The 17324-nt window shown below is 47.5% G+C and carries 19 protein-coding genes; 18 read left to right on the plus strand and 1 reads right to left on the minus strand.

The window, feature by feature from the left end:
• The first annotated feature begins 2 nt into the window (after positions 1-2).
• Positions 3-2879, plus strand: a complete 2877-nt coding sequence (gene uvrA, locus ABN702_RS00430; RefSeq protein ID WP_417898926.1) for an excinuclease ABC subunit UvrA — start codon at positions 3-5, stop codon at positions 2877-2879.
• Between the two features lie 107 nt (positions 2880-2986).
• Here uvrA and ABN702_RS00435 read toward each other — a convergent pair whose 3' ends face one another.
• Entirely contained in the window at positions 2987-3397 is a 411-nt protein-coding gene (locus tag ABN702_RS00435) for a hypothetical protein (RefSeq protein ID WP_417898927.1), read from the minus strand.
• A 752-nt stretch (positions 3398-4149) separates the two neighbouring features.
• Between ABN702_RS00435 and ABN702_RS00440 the strand changes: the two genes are divergently transcribed.
• From ABN702_RS00440 to hisIE, 17 genes are all read left to right on the plus strand, one after another.
• Positions 4150-4452, plus strand: a complete 303-nt coding sequence (locus tag ABN702_RS00440; RefSeq protein ID WP_417898928.1) for a hypothetical protein — start codon at positions 4150-4152, stop codon at positions 4450-4452.
• A gap of 66 nt (positions 4453-4518) precedes the next feature.
• Complete coding sequence (locus tag ABN702_RS00445) at positions 4519-5715, plus strand: DUF4097 family beta strand repeat-containing protein (protein WP_417898929.1); 1197 nt, start codon at positions 4519-4521, stop codon at positions 5713-5715.
• 1 nt (position 5716) lies between these two features.
• Positions 5717-5920, plus strand: coding sequence for a PspC domain-containing protein (locus tag ABN702_RS00450; RefSeq protein ID WP_204412541.1), 204 nt, complete (start codon positions 5717-5719; stop codon positions 5918-5920).
• On the plus strand, positions 5917-6279 hold the full coding sequence (locus tag ABN702_RS00455) for a phage holin family protein (protein WP_417898930.1): 363 nt from the start codon (positions 5917-5919) through the stop codon (positions 6277-6279). Before ABN702_RS00450 ends, ABN702_RS00455 begins: the two co-directional genes overlap by 4 nt.
• 154 nt (positions 6280-6433) lie before the next feature.
• Positions 6434-7369, plus strand: a complete 936-nt coding sequence (gene hprK, locus ABN702_RS00460; RefSeq protein ID WP_417898931.1) for an HPr(Ser) kinase/phosphatase — start codon at positions 6434-6436, stop codon at positions 7367-7369.
• A gap of 20 nt (positions 7370-7389) precedes the next feature.
• Positions 7390-8214, plus strand: a complete 825-nt coding sequence (lgt, locus tag ABN702_RS00465; RefSeq protein WP_417898932.1) for a prolipoprotein diacylglyceryl transferase — start codon at positions 7390-7392, stop codon at positions 8212-8214.
• 87 nt (positions 8215-8301) lie between these two features.
• Complete coding sequence (locus ABN702_RS00470; RefSeq protein WP_417901008.1) at positions 8302-9219, plus strand: nucleoside recognition domain-containing protein; 918 nt, start codon at positions 8302-8304, stop codon at positions 9217-9219.
• Positions 9209-9859: a pyrophosphatase PpaX gene (ppaX, locus tag ABN702_RS00475; RefSeq protein WP_417898933.1), complete on the plus strand. Its 651-nt coding sequence runs from the start codon at positions 9209-9211 to the stop codon at positions 9857-9859. Before ABN702_RS00470 ends, ppaX begins: the two co-directional genes overlap by 11 nt.
• Complete coding sequence (locus tag ABN702_RS00480) at positions 9852-10364, plus strand: acyltransferase (RefSeq protein ID WP_417898934.1); 513 nt, start codon at positions 9852-9854, stop codon at positions 10362-10364. Before ppaX ends, ABN702_RS00480 begins: the two co-directional genes overlap by 8 nt.
• Before the next feature lie 299 nt (positions 10365-10663).
• Positions 10664-11848 (plus strand): ATP phosphoribosyltransferase regulatory subunit, encoded by a 1185-nt coding sequence (locus ABN702_RS00485; RefSeq protein ID WP_417898935.1) that lies wholly within the window; start codon positions 10664-10666, stop codon positions 11846-11848.
• Complete coding sequence (gene hisG / locus ABN702_RS00490; RefSeq protein ID WP_417901009.1) at positions 11842-12474, plus strand: ATP phosphoribosyltransferase; 633 nt, start codon at positions 11842-11844, stop codon at positions 12472-12474. The genes ABN702_RS00485 and hisG overlap by 7 nt, the downstream gene beginning before the upstream one ends.
• Positions 12475-12478: 4 nt before the next feature.
• Complete coding sequence (gene hisD, locus ABN702_RS00495; RefSeq protein ID WP_417898936.1) at positions 12479-13759, plus strand: histidinol dehydrogenase; 1281 nt, start codon at positions 12479-12481, stop codon at positions 13757-13759.
• Positions 13759-14346 (plus strand): imidazoleglycerol-phosphate dehydratase HisB, encoded by a 588-nt coding sequence (gene hisB / locus ABN702_RS00500; RefSeq protein ID WP_417898937.1) that lies wholly within the window; start codon positions 13759-13761, stop codon positions 14344-14346. The genes hisD and hisB overlap by 1 nt, the downstream gene beginning before the upstream one ends.
• A 1-nt stretch (position 14347) precedes the next feature.
• Positions 14348-14980, plus strand: a complete 633-nt coding sequence (gene hisH / locus ABN702_RS00505; protein WP_417898938.1) for an imidazole glycerol phosphate synthase subunit HisH — start codon at positions 14348-14350, stop codon at positions 14978-14980.
• Complete coding sequence (gene hisA / locus ABN702_RS00510) at positions 14981-15709, plus strand: 1-(5-phosphoribosyl)-5-[(5-phosphoribosylamino)methylideneamino]imidazole-4-carboxamide isomerase (RefSeq protein WP_417898939.1); 729 nt, start codon at positions 14981-14983, stop codon at positions 15707-15709.
• Between the two features lie 2 nt (positions 15710-15711).
• Positions 15712-16470 carry an imidazole glycerol phosphate synthase subunit HisF gene (hisF, locus tag ABN702_RS00515; protein WP_417898940.1) on the plus strand — a complete coding sequence of 253 codons (759 nt, stop codon included), beginning with the start codon at positions 15712-15714 and terminating at the stop codon, positions 16468-16470.
• Positions 16467-17111: a bifunctional phosphoribosyl-AMP cyclohydrolase/phosphoribosyl-ATP diphosphatase HisIE gene (hisIE, locus tag ABN702_RS00520; protein WP_417898941.1), complete on the plus strand. Its 645-nt coding sequence runs from the start codon at positions 16467-16469 to the stop codon at positions 17109-17111. Before hisF ends, hisIE begins: the two co-directional genes overlap by 4 nt.
• The last annotated feature ends 213 nt before the right edge of the window (positions 17112-17324 follow it).

Genomic DNA, 17324 nt, shown 5'->3' on the forward strand with positions numbered 1-17324 from the left:
GAATGGCAATGGATAAGATAGTAGTGAAAGGGGCCAGAGCCCATAACTTAAAAAATATCGATGTGACGATCCCACGGGATAAGCTTGTCGTTTTGACGGGTCTATCAGGTTCAGGGAAATCGTCCCTTGCGTTTGATACGATTTATGCAGAAGGGCAGCGGAGATATGTGGAATCCCTGTCTGCATATGCACGCCAGTTTTTAGGACAGATGGATAAGCCGGATGTCGATGCAATTGAAGGCCTCTCGCCTGCGATTTCCATCGACCAGAAGACAACAAGCCGCAATCCGCGTTCGACTGTAGGTACGGTGACGGAGATTTATGACTATCTTCGTCTGCTTTTTGCACGGGTGGGGCGTCCAACTTGTCCGAAGCATGGAATTGAAATCTCTTCCCAGACCATCGAGCAGATGGTGGACCGAATCCTGGAATATCCGGAACGGACGAAGCTGCAAATACTGGCTCCAGTTGTGCAAGGGCGCAAAGGTACGCATGTAAAGACGCTCGAAGACATCAAGAAACAGGGCTATGTCCGTGTTCGTGTTAATGGGGAAATGGTCGAGGTAACGGATGAAATAGAGTTGGAAAAAAATAAGAAGCATTCCATCGAAGTGGTCATCGACCGTATTGTCGTCAAAGAAGGTGTTGCGACGCGTCTTTCCGATTCATTGGAAACGGCATTGCGCCTAGGTGACGGTAAGGTCATTGTCGATGTGATGGGAGAAGAGGAATTGCTGTTCAGCGAGCATCATGCCTGCCCGCAATGCGGTTTCTCAATCGGGGAGCTTGAGCCGAGAATGTTCTCCTTTAACAGTCCTTATGGTGCGTGCCAGAAGTGTGATGGTCTTGGTACGAAACTCGAAGTCGATGTGGACTTGGTTCTGCCGAATAAACGACTCAGTTTGAAAGAGCATGCTCTTGCGCCTTGGGAGCCTACCAGCTCACAATACTACCCACAAATGCTGCAGGCGGTCTGCAACCATTATGGCATCGATATGGATGTGCCTGTAAGTGAAATACCAGATCACCTGTTAGACAAGATCCTATATGGCAGCGGAAAAGATGAAGTCTATTTCCGTTATGAAAACGACTTTGGTCAGGTTCGAGAAAGCTATATCCGTTTTGAAGGGGTCATTCCGAATGTGGAACGCCGGTACAAGGAAACAAGCTCGGATTACATCCGCGAGCAGATGGAAAAGTACATGGCGCAGCAGCCATGCCCTGGGTGTAAAGGGTTCCGCCTGAAAATCGAGAGTTTGTCCGTTCTAATAAACAAACTCCATATCGGAAATGTAACCAACTTTTCCATCGTGGAGGCTATTGAATTCTTTGAAAATATGGATCTCACCGAGAAGGAAAAGAAAATCGCCCACATGATTCTTCGTGAAATCTGTGAGCGATTAGGCTTCCTGAACAATGTCGGCCTGGATTACCTTTCACTCAGCAGGGCAGCTGGAACACTGTCAGGAGGGGAAGCACAGCGTATCCGTCTTGCTACCCAGATCGGTTCGAGGCTTACAGGTGTTCTCTATATCCTTGATGAGCCTTCCATCGGACTGCATCAACGAGACAACGACCGCCTCATCCAGACATTGAAGAACATGCGCGATATCGGAAATACCTTGATAGTGGTGGAGCATGACGAGGACACGATGATCGCGGCTGACTATCTGATTGATATCGGGCCGGGAGCTGGCGTGCATGGAGGGAATATCGTCTCTGCCGGTACACCTGAAGAGGTGATGAACGATCCTCATTCTTTGACAGGAAAATATCTGTCCGGGAAGAAGTTTATTCCGCTGCCTACTGAAAGAATAGTGGTCAAGGATCGCTTTCTCGAAATAGTCGGTGCGAATGAAAACAACCTGAGCAATGTTTCGGTGAAAATTCCGCTTGGCTGCTTTGTTGCTGTAACAGGGGTATCAGGGTCAGGAAAAAGTACGTTGATCAATGATATTCTTCACAAGTCATTGGCACAGCGATTGCATAATGCGAAAACAAAGCCTGGGGAGCATAAGGAAATCAAAGGCGTGGAACATCTCGACAAGGTGATTGATATCGATCAGTCGCCAATCGGGCGTACACCGAGATCCAATCCTGCAACCTACACTGGCGTGTTCGATGATATTCGTGATGTGTTTGCCTCCACGAATGAGGCGAAGGTGCGCGGCTATAAAAAGGGACGCTTCAGCTTTAACGTAAAAGGCGGGCGCTGTGAGGCTTGCCGTGGAGATGGAATCATCAAAATCGAGATGCATTTCCTTCCGGATGTTTATGTACCATGTGAAGTGTGCCATGGAAAGCGTTACAACCGAGAAACCTTGGAGGTTCAGTACAAAGGAAAGAATATTGCCGATATCCTGGAGATGACAGTGGAAGATGCAGTCAGCTTCTTTGAAAACATCCCGAAAATCAAGCGCAAGCTGCAAACGGTCTTTGATGTGGGATTAGGATATATCACCCTGGGTCAGCCTGCAACGACCCTTTCCGGGGGAGAGGCGCAGCGTGTGAAGCTGGCTTCCGAACTGCACCGCAGATCTACCGGCCGTTCCCTCTATATCCTGGATGAGCCTACAACAGGTCTTCATGTGGATGATATTGCGAGACTGCTTAAGGTTCTTCAGCGATTGGTGGAGAACGGGGATACGGTTCTTGTCATCGAGCATAACCTGGACGTCATCAAAGCGGTTGACTACATGATCGACCTCGGACCGGAGGGTGGCGACAAAGGTGGTACCATTATTGCAACCGGAACACCGGAGGAAATCATCGAAGTGGAATCTTCCTATACCGGTCAATACTTGAGACCGGTGCTTCTCCGTGATCGTGACCGCATGGATCAGAAGGTGCGAGAAGTTGAAACGGTAAGTAAAGGTTAAGATCAAAAACATAACAAAAGGGCTGAAGCCTTGATGGATAATCCGTCAAGGCTTCAGCCCTTTTTTCTATTTTACTACTATACGTATATTCGTCTGGTTGTTGGTGACTATTCCTTTGCCTGTTCCTCTTCCACTTTTTTCTCGATGATGTCCTTCAGAAAGCGGACATCCATTTCGTACGTTTTATCCTTGAAACGTACTTCGCCTGTATTTTCGTTGAGTTTCCCTTTGAGATGAAAAGAGGCGCTCTGCACGATATATTCCTTGGTGTCTTCATCATAGGTGAAATCCGCTTTGTCGATTTCGTTGGTCACGACAGGTCGGATTGTATTTTCCACGTAATTGGTGGAGGACTCCGTGAAGTCGGGGCCAAGAATACCGAAGAACACTAGTCCTACCAATACTAGTCCTATGATTACGAGCTTTGATAGGATGCTTTTTAGGAAGGGGATTACTACAAATAAAACAACCAGTACAATTATAATCGTTAATAAATGCTCCATTACAAAATCAAACATACTCTTCACTCCTTCTATCCTACTTACTACCCACTATACCCAACTATTATTCTACATTATACCATTCCAATGGTGTTACCTAAAACAGAGGGGTTAATTTTATTGCAACATTGAACACCGCTGTTGATTTCCGCACTAGGCTGCGCTTTCCGCGGGGCGGTGCTGGAGCCTCCTCGGGCTTTGCCCTGTGGGGTCTCCAGCCTACCGCTTTCTCCCGCAGGAGTCTTCGCCTATTGCTCCAATCAACAGCTAGAATTACGAAATAACAAATATAGGACTTTAACAAAATTGATATATATAAGCCTCTAGACGTAGTAGACAGGGAGTAAGAATACTGCTGGGGTCTGACCCCTAATACAGGAATTTATGCGACAATGAAGATAGGAAGTAATTAAAGGATAAAGAATAAGTGATAGGTTACTTTGTTGCTGTTATTACAGGAAAACTTGTTTAATTACTTTACCCCTATTGGTTGTAGCGCAGGGGGTGAGACTCCTGCGGAAGTAGCGTGTCGAGGGAGACCCCACAGGCGCTTTAGCGCCGAGGAGGCTCCCGAGGCCGCCCGCGGAAAGCGAACCCCTGGAGCGTAAACCAAGAGGGGAGTTTAAAGAGTATACAAAATAACCCGCTTTTTCAAGCAACAATCTAAAACAGAAAGTGTGAAACTTTTGGGGTTGGGTATGCGTATTAGTAGTAGTGGGATCCTGGCAGGTGTTGATGCCTGGACTTGAAAGGGAAGGAAGGTGGCTGTCTTGGGAAAGAATAATAAGGTTTTGTCGGCGTTATGTTACTTCAGTTTGTTTTTTGCACCGTTTTTGCTGCCGCTTGTGGTGTATTTTATAGCGGATGAACAGGAGGTGAAGGGGCATGCGATGTCATCACTGCTCTCACATCTGCTGCCTCTGATTGTCGTTCCCCTTTTTGCATTCGGTTTTGTAATGGACCAGGCAGCGGTACTATGGTTCATAATACTGATTATCATTGGTGCTGTTTTAGTAATAGGAACTACAGTTTGGAATATTGTTAAAGGAATTCAACTTTTAAAAGAATCATAAATGGCATATACATTGCCCAACTCATACAACAAAATCATGTTGGATATACTAAAGGAGGAAGAGAGAATGGAAGAACGTAAAAGAATTTTGAAGCTGGTGGAAGAAGGAAAGCTGACGGCGGAAGAGGCAATCATTTTATTGGAGAGTCTGGAAAAGAATAACCTGGAAAAAGATATGAAGAATGATGAACTGGTAACGGAGTGGACCAAAAACTCCAAAGCCTCTCAAGATGCAGAGAATGATATTTTTGCAGCATTATCATCGAAAATCTTTTCAAAGACCGGAACTGGCTCCCAACAGAGGGAAAAACAGAAAACGAAGAAAGACTACTCCTCCTACAGCAAGCAGGCTTCCTCTTTTAAAAATAACATCCTGGATTTTGTAGGAAGCGCCTTGCAGAAAATCAAGGATCTAGACCTTGATTTCAATTTTGGGCCGTCTACTTCCATCCAGCACATTTTCCAACAGTCGGATGTTTATCTACAGGACATTGATATTGATGTGGCAAATGGAAACGTGAAGATAGTGCCATGGAAAGATAGTGACGTAAAGATCGAGTGTGAGGCGAAGGTCTACGAAGTGGAGACACAGGACGAGGCCCGCAAGGCATTTTTATCGGAAGTGCTGTTTTCGATCGAATCCGGAAAGCTTCGTTTTTCCGTTCAGAAGAAGCAGTTGAAAGTGGACGCGACGGTGTACATCCCGGAGGCCGAGTACCATAACCTACATGTGCGCATGTTTAATGGCCGAATCGAAGGGGAAGGTCTACATGTAGCGACGATGAAGCTGAAGTCAGCCAATGGTTCGATCATGATTGACCGTGCAACAAGCTCCGATATGGAAGTGGAAACGGCAAACGGACATATCAAGCTGATTGATTGCAACAGCCGGGAACTTGAAGCCGAAACAATCAATGGAAAGGTCTTTGTTAAAGGAGACATTGAGAAGCTGGATATCCAGAGCTTTAACGGGAACGTAACCGGAGAACTGACTGGGGATTCCGTCCGCTCCGTGATGGCGAAAACAAAGACCGGCAGCATCGACTTATTTTTGCCTACCACAAACAGTGTAGAGGCGGAATTGAAGACCAATCTTGGCGGCTTTACATGTGAAATGCCGGGAATGGATGTAGTGGAAGAGAAAAATGAAGTGGTGCAGAAAGCCATGCACTTTAAAGTGAAGAAAGAAGATGCAGCGCTCACGCATATTTTAGCGGAGACAACGACTGGATCTATCTCCATCAAACCGTACGAGGTGAAATAAATTGAAAAAACTTATTCGTTCCAAATATGACAGAAAACTTGCGGGTGTACTTGGCGGACTTGCCAACTACATGGGAATCGATGCAACACTTTTACGTGTGATCTTCGTCATTGCCCTGTTCCCGACAGGTTTCGTACCACTGCTTATTACCTACTTTGTGCTCGTATTCCTGATGCCGAATGATGAAGGTGAAATGCGGTCATGAAATGGGCCGCAAGCATATTAGTTAATGCGCTTGTCCTGATCGTCGTATCCGGCTACTTCGATTCCTTCTACTTGAGCGGAGTCGGAGCGGCCATCATCGCGAGCTTGATTCTTGCAGCCCTGAACACGATTGTAAGGCCGATACTGGTGCTGCTTACATTGCCGGTTACCATTTTGTCGCTCGGTCTGTTCCTGTTTGTAATCAACGCCATCACCCTCATGCTGACCGCTACCCTGATGGGAGATGCGTTCAATATCGACGGTTTCGGCACAGCGATTTTAGCAGCGATTGTCATCTCGTTATTGAATCTACTGATACAGAAAGCAATTGTAGAACCTTTGCAGGATAAAAAGAAATAGGACAGCAAAGCCCGGAATCCACTTCCGGGCTTTTTATTTTCTCCCGATAAGTTTCTGTGCTTAATAATAAAGTAAAAAAGTGCTAAAATGGGAACAGGTTGTTTTTTAACATATGGGAAATAAGGTTTTTTACATAGTTAAGGAGGTTTTGGCCTTGCCAAAAGTTCGGACGAAGGATCTAATGGAAAAATTTAATTTTGAATTGATTGCCGGTGAGGAAGGGATCAATCGTCCCATTGCGACAAGTGATATTTCCAGGCCGGGTATTGAGATAGCGGGTTATTTTACTTATTATCCTGCTGAAAGAATTCAGTTGTTGGGAAAAACGGAGCTTTCTTTTCTTGATCAGTTGACATCTACTGAGAAAAAGGATCGAATGCAACAGCTCTGCACGGATATCACGCCTGGCATCATTATCTCTCGTGATATGGAAGTGCCGCAGGAATTGGTGGAGGCGGCAGAAAGGGAAAGTGTCCCTTTGATGCGTTCCCCATTGAAAACGACGCGTCTTTCCTCCCACTTGACGAATTATCTGGAAGGAAAGCTTGCTCCGACAACTGCGGTGCATGGTGTGCTTGTCGACATTTATGGTCTCGGCGTACTGATTACCGGGAAGAGTGGTGTCGGTAAAAGTGAAACCGCGCTCGAGCTTGTAAAAAGAGGTCATCGTCTTGTTGCCGATGATTGCGTGGAGATCCGCCAGGAGGATACGGATACACTTATCGGGAATTCCCCGGAGCTGATCGAGCATCTGCTGGAAATCCGCGGGCTGGGTATCATCAATGTGATGACCCTGTTCGGGGCTGGGGCTGTACGAAGCTATAAACGCATCACGCTTGTTATCAATCTTGAGCTTTGGGATAAAAACAAGCAATATGACCGTCTTGGACTGGAAGAGGAAAAGATGAAGATCATTGATGCTGAGGTGACAAAATTGACTGTTCCGGTTCGTCCTGGACGAAACTTGGCAGTCATCATTGAGGTTGCGGCGATGAACTTCCGCCTGAAGCGTATGGGCATGAATGCGGCTGAACAGTTCTCGAACCGTTTATCCGGTGTTATCGATGAAGGGGAACATGAGGATATTTAAATTATGGGAGTGTGGAAGAAATGTTAATGGGTAACATTCAGCCTTTGGATCCGATATTAATCAGCTGGCCCATCACCATTTACTGGTATGGGGCGATTATTGGAACCGGTGCGTTGCTGGGACTTTGGATTGCAATGCGCGAATCTGAACGCCGTGGATTGAATAAAGATATTTTTGTTGATTTAGTGCTCTTTGCCATACCGATTGCGATTATCTGTGCAAGGCTTTATTATGTAATCTTTCAATGGGACTACTATGGAGACAATCCAGGTGAAATCATCAAAATCTGGGAAGGCGGACTTGCCATCCACGGAGGCTTGATCGGGGCCATTGCGACCGGTGTTGTTTTTGCAAAAATACGTGGAATCTCGTTCTGGAAGCTTGCCGACATTGGAGCTCCAAGCATCATCCTTGGCCAGGCAATCGGCCGTTGGGGAAATTTTATGAACCAAGAAGCCCACGGAGGAGAAGTAACACGAGAATTCCTAGAGGGACTTCATCTGCCGCAATTCATCATCGATCAGATGTATATCAACGGAACCTATTATCATCCGACGTTCCTCTATGAATCAATCTGGAATTTCGTCGGCTTTGGATTACTGCTGCTTCTGCGCCGGGTGAATCTGCGCCGAGGAGAACTGTTCCTGAGCTATGTGATCTGGTATTCCATCGGACGCTACTTTGTGGAAGGAATGCGTACCGACAGTTTGATGTTGACGGAAAGCCTGCGTATTGCACAGGTCATTTCCATCGCACTTGTATTGCTTGCTATCGGACTGATTGGGGTGCGCCGCATGACAGGGCTAGCAAACAAGAAATATTTAGATACAGATACTGCTTCATAAAAAAGATAAACGGCCCCCGGATATGGTACGGCTTGTGTTGACAAAGGGGAGGGGAGCGCCTTGCTAGAGACGTTCAAACGAGGTCTCATGGTCGGTCTGAAGACGACCTGGACCTTAGGTAAAGTGATTTTTCCGGTGACATTGATTGTGGGGATTTTGCAGCATACCCCTATATTACAATTTATCATTAAAGCGATTGCGCCATTGATGGGGATTTTCGGACTGTCCGGGGAAGCGGCCATTCCCCTTGTCATTGGGAACTTTCTTAATTTATATGCCGGGATCGGTGCCATCCTGACATTGGACCTTACTGTAAAAGAAGTGTTCATATTGGCGATAATGCTGTCCTTTTCCCATAACCTCCTGGTGGAATCGACGGTAGCGGCAAAAGTAGGCTTGAAGATCTGGGTGATTCTCATCGTCCGCCTCGGCTTGGCGATATTCTCCGGAATCATCATCAACCTTGCATGGAACGGCGGGCAGGAGCTGGCACAATATGGGCTGGTTTCGAAGTCCGAGGAGGCTGTCTCCGGATTCTTTCCTATCATCCTTGATGCGGTGCAACGAGGCTTGATGGGAATCGTGCAGCTTGCCATCATCGTCATCCCATTGATGATCCTTGTGCAATATATGAAGGAATTGGGCTGGCTTGCCGTCTTTTCGAAATGGATGGCGCCTTTTATGAAAATGCTTGGCATGAAGGAAAATACCGCTACGACGATGGTTGCGGGATTGACGATTGGTCTGGCTTATGGAGCAGGTGTGATGATCCAAGCCGTAAAAGAGGATAATGTAAGCAAAAAGGACCTGACCCTGGCTTTTATTTTCCTTGTTGCCTGTCATGCTGTTGTGGAGGATACGCTGATCTTCATTCCGCTTGGCATTCCTGTCTGGCCATTGCTTGTGATCCGCCTTGTTACGGCTATACTATTAACCATTGCAGTAGCATTCATCTGGAAGAGAATCAAAGTTTCAAAAAGAAAGGAAGCAACCTATGAGCATTAACACCTTACTGTTTGATTTGGATGGAACATTGATCGATACAAATGACTTGATTATTGAGTCATTTTTACACACCTTGAACCACTACTATCCGGACCAATACCAGCGTGATGATATCCTCACGTTCCTTGGGCCGCCTCTCTATGACACGTTCGTCAAAATGGATGAAGCGCGAGTGGAGGAAATGATCACCCACTATCGCGAATTCAATTTGAGCAAGCATGATGAATTGGTGAAGGAGTTCGAAGGTGTCTATGACACGGTGAAGCTGCTTCATGAAAAAGGGCTGAAGCTCGGGATCGTCACAACAAAAATGCGCGGGACTGTTGTGATGGGTTTGAAATTGACCGGACTCGATGCTTTCTTTGATGTAGTGGTCTGCCTGGATGATGTAACGAATGCCAAGCCAGACCCGGAACCAATCCATCTTGCCCTGCAACAGCTTGGATCCACTCCGGAAGAGGCGATCATGGTCGGTGACAACTACCACGATATCCTTGCAGGGAAGAATGCGGGCACGAAAACGGCTGCAGTAAGCTGGACCATCAAAGGTGTGGAGTACCTGCAGCAATTTGAACCGGATTATGTACTTACACACATGGAAGACATTCTACCGCTCGTTGGAGTGACCAAGGGTGAGTAGAAGAACGACCCGTTATCCCGTGGAAGGCGCAAATTCCCTCTGGCATGTGTACAAAACGGTTCCCTTTTTAAAAGTAGTGAAAAATTTCGCCGTCATTCAGCTTGCGAGATATTCACCATTTCTCGGAATGAAAAATTGGCTGTATCGTAATTTTCTCGGGATGAAGGTCGGCGATCAGACGTCCTTTGCCCTGATGGTGATGCTTGATGTGATGTTCCCGGAGAAAATAAACGTAGGACGTAATACGGTGATTGGATACAATACGACGATTCTCGCCCACGAATATCTTGTAAAGGAATACCGCCTTGGAGATGTCGAGATCGGTAGCGAGGTCATGATCGGTGCCAACACCACCATCCTTCCTGGTGTCACAATTGGGGATGGAGCGATAGTTTCCGCCGGTACCCTCGTACATAAGGATGTTGCGCCCGGCGTCTTCGTCGGCGGCAACCCGATGCGCGTCATCTATACGAAGGAAGAGATGGCAGAGCGGTTGAAAATGTAAGAATGTTTTAATGCAGTCCACTCAATATTAAGGGTGGGCTGTTTTTTTGTGGGATGAAGGACCAAATTGTACTGCACCCCAACCATTCACGCTCCAGGTTAGAGTGTCTTTTTTTAGTCATAATAGGGTATAGGAGCGGTAACAGCATATATCCACCACATAGAATTCCTACATATCTAACTCACCACTTAACACTTGACCATCAATCATCAATTTGTTAGTATGTTACCATATTAGCGAACTAAAGGATTTAGAATTTATTCTACAATTTATCATTTCAGCAAAAGGCGGGCTGCCAGATGTCAAAACTGTTTATGTTTGAAAAACCATTGGGAATGCGGGATACGCTCCCTTCATTATATGAACCGAAGAAGATGGTCAAGGATACGATGACCACAGTTATCAATCAATGGGGCTATCAGTTTATGGAGACTCCGACCTTGGAATATTATGATACGGTCGGCGAGGCTTCTGCGATTTTAGATCAACAGCTTTTTAAACTGCTTGATCAACAGGGACATACATTGGTATTGCGTCCTGACATGACGGCACCGATTGCGAGGGTAGCGGCTTCAAGACTGGTCAATGAAGGCTACCCGTTGCGCTTGGCGTATTCTGCGAATGTGTTCCGGGCCCAGCAGAATGAGGCCGGAAGACCTGCAGAATTCGAGCAGATCGGGGTCGAATGCATCGGGGACCGTTCGATCAGTGCGGATGCGGAAATGATTGCCTTGATGGTTTCCCTTTTACAAAAGGTCGGACTATCCACCTTTACGATAGCGATAGGGCATGTCGGTTTTCTTCAAGAGATTTTCCTTGATATTGTCGGGAATGAAGAACGGGCTGCGACATTAAGAAGATACTTATATGAAAAAAATTATGTGGGGTACCGCGAGCATGTGAAAGGCTTGCCGTTATCCTCGATAGATAAAAAACGCCTGCTGTCTCTGTTGACCCTTCGTGGAAATTCTACGCAGATTCAGTCTGCAAAAGAGATTGTGGAAGGCGAAGCTGGAAGAAAAGCGGTTGAAGAGCTGGAGCAGTTATGGACGATGCTTGAAGCCTACGGTGTTCAGGATTTTGTGAAGCTTGATCTGAATATCGTCAGCCATATGAGCTATTACACGGGGATTGTATTCGAGGCCTATGCAGGAAATATCGGCTTTCCGATCGGGAACGGCGGACGATATGATCAGCTTTTCCAAAAGTTTGACCGGGATAAGTCTGCTACCGGATTCGGCATCCATCTTGACCGTCTTTTAGAGGCGAAGGATATGAAAAAGGCGACCGCTGCGATTCATGGTGTTCTTTTCAGCCAGGAGCGCAGGGAAGAAGCGATCGAGTTTGCGAGAATGAAAAGGGAAGAGGGGGAGAGAGTGGTGCTGCAGGATATCAGCGGGGTGGAAAATGTCGATGCATGCACCGGCTCCTTTCAAGAGGTTTCCTTTTTTCTCGGAAAGGCCAGAAAGGGGAATGAATCATGAGCGTACTGACAATAGCGATGCCAAAGGGAAGAATCTTTGAAGAAGCGGCAGCACTCCTAGTGAAGGCCGGGTACGAGATTCCACCTGATCTGGATGATTCCAGAAAGCTGATTATCGATGTACCGGCAGAGAATATGCGCTTTATTTTGGCAAAGCCGATGGACGTGACAACTTACGTCGAACATGGAGTGGCAGATGTCGGGATTGCAGGCAAGGATGTGATGCTCGAGGAGGAGCGGGATGTCTACGAGGTGCTTGATTTGAAAATTAGCCACTGTTATCTGGCTGTTGCGGGGCTGCCTGGGACAGAAATGCAGGATGTTGCTCCGAAGATTGCCACCAAATATCCCGGCATCGCCTCCCGTTATTTCCGTGAACAGGGGGAGCAGGTGGAGATTGTGAAATTGAACGGTTCGATAGAGCTTGCCCCGATGATCGGCCTTTCCGACCGGATTGTGGATATTGTATCCACAGGTCGGACTTTAAAGGAGAACGGATTGGTGGAATTCGAACGGATTGTGGATATCACGTCCAGATTGATTGTTAATCCTGTGAGTTTTCGCTTGAAAGACCAGCAAATTGATGAACTTGTGGATAGATTGGCGCAAGTTGTAGAGGAGGTCTAGCTCCATGAAAATAAAGAGAATTGAAGATAGCGTATCACTGCGCCGCTCGCTTGATCAAGGAACGGAAGAGCAGCGGAAAGCGGTGTTGGAAGTCATAGATGCAGTACGTACAAAAGGCGATGCGGGGCTGTTATCTTACACGGAAAAATGGGATGGCGCGAAGCTGGATAGCCTGCGGGTGACTAAAGAGGAGATTATCCAGGCATATGAAGCTTTTCCGACATCCATCAACGTGGTGATCCAGGAAGCGGCAGCGAATATCCGGGAGTACCATGAAAAGCAGGTCAAGCAATCTTGGTTATCCACAAAAGAGGATGGAACGATTCTTGGTCAGAAGGTGACCGCACTTGATGCTGTCGGCGTTTATGTGCCAGGCGGAAAGGCTGCATACCCTTCCTCCGTGCTGATGAACGTTATTCCGGCGCAGGTTGCAGGTGTGGAACGTATAGCGATGGTGACGCCTCCAGCTGCTGATGGTACTGTTCCGGCAGGTGTCCTCGTTGCAGCGGATATCCTCGGTGTGGATGAAATCTATAAAGTCGGCGGGGCACAGGCCGTAGCAGCTCTTGCTTACGGGACGGATTCTATAAAACCTGTGGATAAAATCGTAGGTCCTGGGAATATCTTTGTGGCGCTTGCAAAAAAAGAAGTGTATGGACTTGTGGATATCGACAGCATCGCCGGCCCAAGTGAGATTGTCGTGCTGGCAGATGAAACTGCAAATGCCCTTGAAGTGGCGGCAGATATGCTATCACAGGCGGAGCATGATGAGCGTGCCTCCTGTGTGCTGGTGACAACCTGTGGAGAACTTGCAGAGCGTGTGGCCCTGGAAGTGGAAAAGCAGCTGTCCGATCTGCCACGAGTGGAGATTGCACGGGCATCAATCAACGAATTTGGGGCCATCTATGTGACAGAGTCGATGGAGGAAGCGCTCCGGGTTGTCAATGAGTTGGCGCCTGAGCATCTGGAAGTGATGACAAAGGAACCGATGAATCTGCTGCCTTATATCAAGCATGCAGGTGCAATTTTTCTAGGAAGATACAGCTCGGAGCCTGTTGGGGATTATTTTGCAGGACCGAATCATGTTTTGCCGACAAATGGGACTGCGAGGTTCTCCAGTGGGTTATCTGTGGATGAATTTGTGAAAAAGTCGAGCATCATCATGTACAGTCAACAGGCGCTAGAGGATAATGTGGATAAAATTGCGGCGTTTGCAAGATTGGAAGGTCTTGAGGCGCATGCACGTGCAGTGGAAGCGAGATTTAAAAAGCGAGGGGAATTCTGATGACAAGAACAGCAAGCATCGAGCGGAATACAAGGGAAACACAGATAGATTTATCTTTTACGATAGATGGGGAAGGAGCGGCAAACCTTGAAACACCGGTTCCTTTCATGACACATATGCTGGACCTGTTCACCAAGCATGGCCAGTTCAACTTGGATCTCGTGGCAAACGGGGATGTGGATATCGATGATCATCACACTACGGAGGATATCGGAATCTGCCTCGGCCAGGCACTGAAAAATGCACTTGGGGATAAAATGGGGATAAAACGCTACGGCAATGCATTTGTCCCGATGGATGAAGCGCTGGCGCAGGTGGTTGTGGATTTGAGCAACCGTCCGCACCTTGAAATCAGAGCGGAGTTCCCGAGCCAAAAGGTCGGAACATTCGATACGGAGCTTGTGCATGAATTTTTATGGAAGCTGGCGTTGGAGGCAAGGATGAACCTGCATGTAATCGTGCATTACGGAAGAAATACACACCACATCATAGAAGCGATTTTTAAAGCATTGGGACGTGCCCTGGACGAAGCTACCACTATCGATCCTCGTGTAAAAGGAGTGCCTTCCACGAAAGGAATGTTATAGAATGATTGGCATCATCGACTACGGAATGGGTAATTTGTATAGTGTGAGCAAGGCGCTGGAACGGATGGATGTACCGTATGTGATCTCCTCGGAGCAAGAAGTTCTAGCAGAGACGGATAGCTTGATTTTGCCGGGAGTGGGATCCTTCCGTGATGCGATGGCTATTTTAAAAGAAACAGAGATTGATGCGTTTATTAAAGAAGAAGTGAAGAGTGGAAAAGCGCTACTCGGAATCTGTCTCGGCATGCAGCTCCTATATGGGGAAAGTGAGGAAAATGGGGTGACGGATGGACTCGGTCTGCTCGAAGGCAGGGTCGTGCGTTTTCCTGGGGTGACTCCAAATGGTGAGAGCTACAAGGTTCCTCATATGGGATGGAACAAGCTCGACTTTCAACAAAGGTCGCCGCTTTTGGAGGGACTTGACGATGATTTTGTCTATTTTGTCCATTCCTATTATGTGACTGGATTTGCTTCGGATGAATTGCTGGCAAGCAGCAGCTATGATGTGCAGGTGCCGGCTGTAGTAGGGAGAGGGAATGTGTTCGGCACACAGTTCCACCCAGAGAAAAGCAGTGATGCTGGACTTGCGATTCTCAAGAATTTTGTAGGCTTGACGGAAAAGGGGGAGAAATAGATGGCATTTACAATATATCCTGCAATCGATATGCGTGGCGGGAAATGCGTGCGGTTGCTGCAGGGTGATTATAGCAAGGAGACGGTGTATGGCGATTCCCCTTTTGAGATGGCGAAAAGCTTTGTGGAACAGGGTGCTGAATGGATTCATATGGTGGATCTTGATGGGGCTAAGACTGGTGCTCCTGTGAATCATTCGTTTGTTTTGCAGGTTGCTCGTGAGCTCCCGGCGAAGGTGCAAATCGGTGGCGGCATACGCAGTGCGGAGGACGTCGAGTTCTATTTATCGCAAGGTGTAGACCGCGTTATTTTGGGAAGTGCAGCAATCAACAATCCTTCCTTTGTAAAAGAAATGCTGGAGCGCTACGGGGAAAAGATTGCAATCGGCCTGGATGCGAAGGATGGCTATGTTGCCACTGAAGGCTGGGTGGAAACTTCCACAGTAAAAGCGACAGTTCTAGGACGTGAGCTTGCAGAGGCCGGCGCCAAGACCTTCATTTTCACCGATATTGCAACAGACGGCATGCTTTCAGGTCCAAATGTTGGGGCCACAGCAGAGTTGGCCAGTGTAACAGGTGCATCCGTCATTGCTTCAGGCGGAGTAAGCTCGATAATCGATCTGCAGGTACTAAGGGAGTTCGCCGGGCGTGGCGTAGTAGGAGCTATTGTCGGTAAGGCGATTTATACGAATAAAATTTCACTGGCTAGTGCGATTGAAGAGGTGAAGTGACGATGCTGACTAAGCGAATCATCCCCTGTTTGGATGTAAAAGAAGGACGTGTGGTAAAAGGGGTCCAGTTTGTAGAGTTGAGAGATGCGGGCGATCCTGTGGAGCTTGCGGCTTTTTATGATGAAGAAGGTGCCGATGAGCTGGTGTTCCTGGATATTTCCGCCTCCCATGAAGGACGTGAAACGATGGTCGAAGTGGTCGAGCAGGTAGCTGCAAAGCTTGCCATTCCTTTTACTGTTGGTGGCGGCATCAATACGATTGAAGATATGAAGCGGTTACTGCGTGCAGGAGCAGATAAAGTTTCGCTGAATACTGCAGCCTTGCTGAATCCGACGCTTATTCAAGCGGGAAGTGATTATTTTGGCTCGCAGTGTATCGTGGTTGCGATCGATGCTAAGTATGATGAGGAGCTTGGTAGCTGGCGAGTATATACGCATGGCGGCCGCCGGGAAACGGAATGGGAAGTGGTCGCCTGGGCGAAGGAAGCGGTTCGTCTGGGAGCTGGGGAGATTCTGTTGACAAGCATGGATAGTGATGGCGAGAAAAAAGGCTTCAACCTTGCTTTGACAAAAGCGGTCAGTTCGGCGGTTAGTGTACCGGTCATTGCGTCCGGTGGAGCCGGTGAGGCTACGCATTTTCTGGATGCTTTTGAGGAAGGTGCGGCAGACGCGGCGCTTGCTGCATCCATTTTTCACTATAAAGAAACGTCAGTCCGTGAAGTGAAATCATTTTTAAAAGAGAAGGGGGTGCTCGTTCGATGAGTGTGGAAATCAATTTGGAAGCGGTGCGTTTTGATGAGAAGGGCCTTGTGCCGTGTATCGTACAGGATGCCAAGACACGCGAAGTGTTGACGCTTGCCTATATGAACGGGGAGTCGCTGGTGAAAACCATAGAAACACGAGAAACGTGGTTTTGGAGCAGGTCACGCGGTGAACTCTGGCATAAGGGTGCCACTTCAGGCAATACGCAAAAGGTGAACGAAATGCGCTATGACTGTGATCAGGATGCGGTTCTTGTACTTGTGGAGCCGAATGGGCCGGCTTGCCATAAGGGCGAGGATACATGTTTTCATGAGGTTATGCTGAAGGACAGTGCGGTGGCCGGCGGTTCGGGATTAGGGATACTTTCGACTTTGGAACGTTTAATAGAAGAAAGACAGCAGCAGATGCCGGAAGGATCTTATACCACGTACCTGTTTGAAGAGGGTGTGGATAAGATTTTGAAGAAGGTTGGGGAAGAAGCAGCCGAGGTGATTATTGCAGCTAAAAACCGTGATAAAGAAGAGCTTACTTGGGAAGCTGCAGATTTGATGTTTCATTTGATGGTGCTGCTGAGGGAGCAGGATGTGCGTTTGGATGAGGTGCTGGCGGTTTTGGAGGAGCGGCATACGAAGAGTAAGTGATGTGGGAGTGTTTTTCTGGCAGGGTGTTTGCTGCTGGGGAGGCGCTTTTTTTTGTATGCGTGGCTTGCTTGGGTGGTGGTGCGATGCGATGTGATTCGATGTGTTGCGTTGCGATGAGATGCGCGCGAATTGTGTCGAAGGATGCGTTTTATCGATATCGTAGTGTTTTTCGTTGATATTTGTAAAAAACCGTTGATATAGGGTGCGTTTTCG

Source organism: Bacillus haimaensis (assembly GCF_048270625.1).
GTDB classification, from domain to species: domain Bacteria; phylum Bacillota; class Bacilli; order Bacillales; family Bacillaceae_I; genus Sutcliffiella_A; species Sutcliffiella_A haimaensis.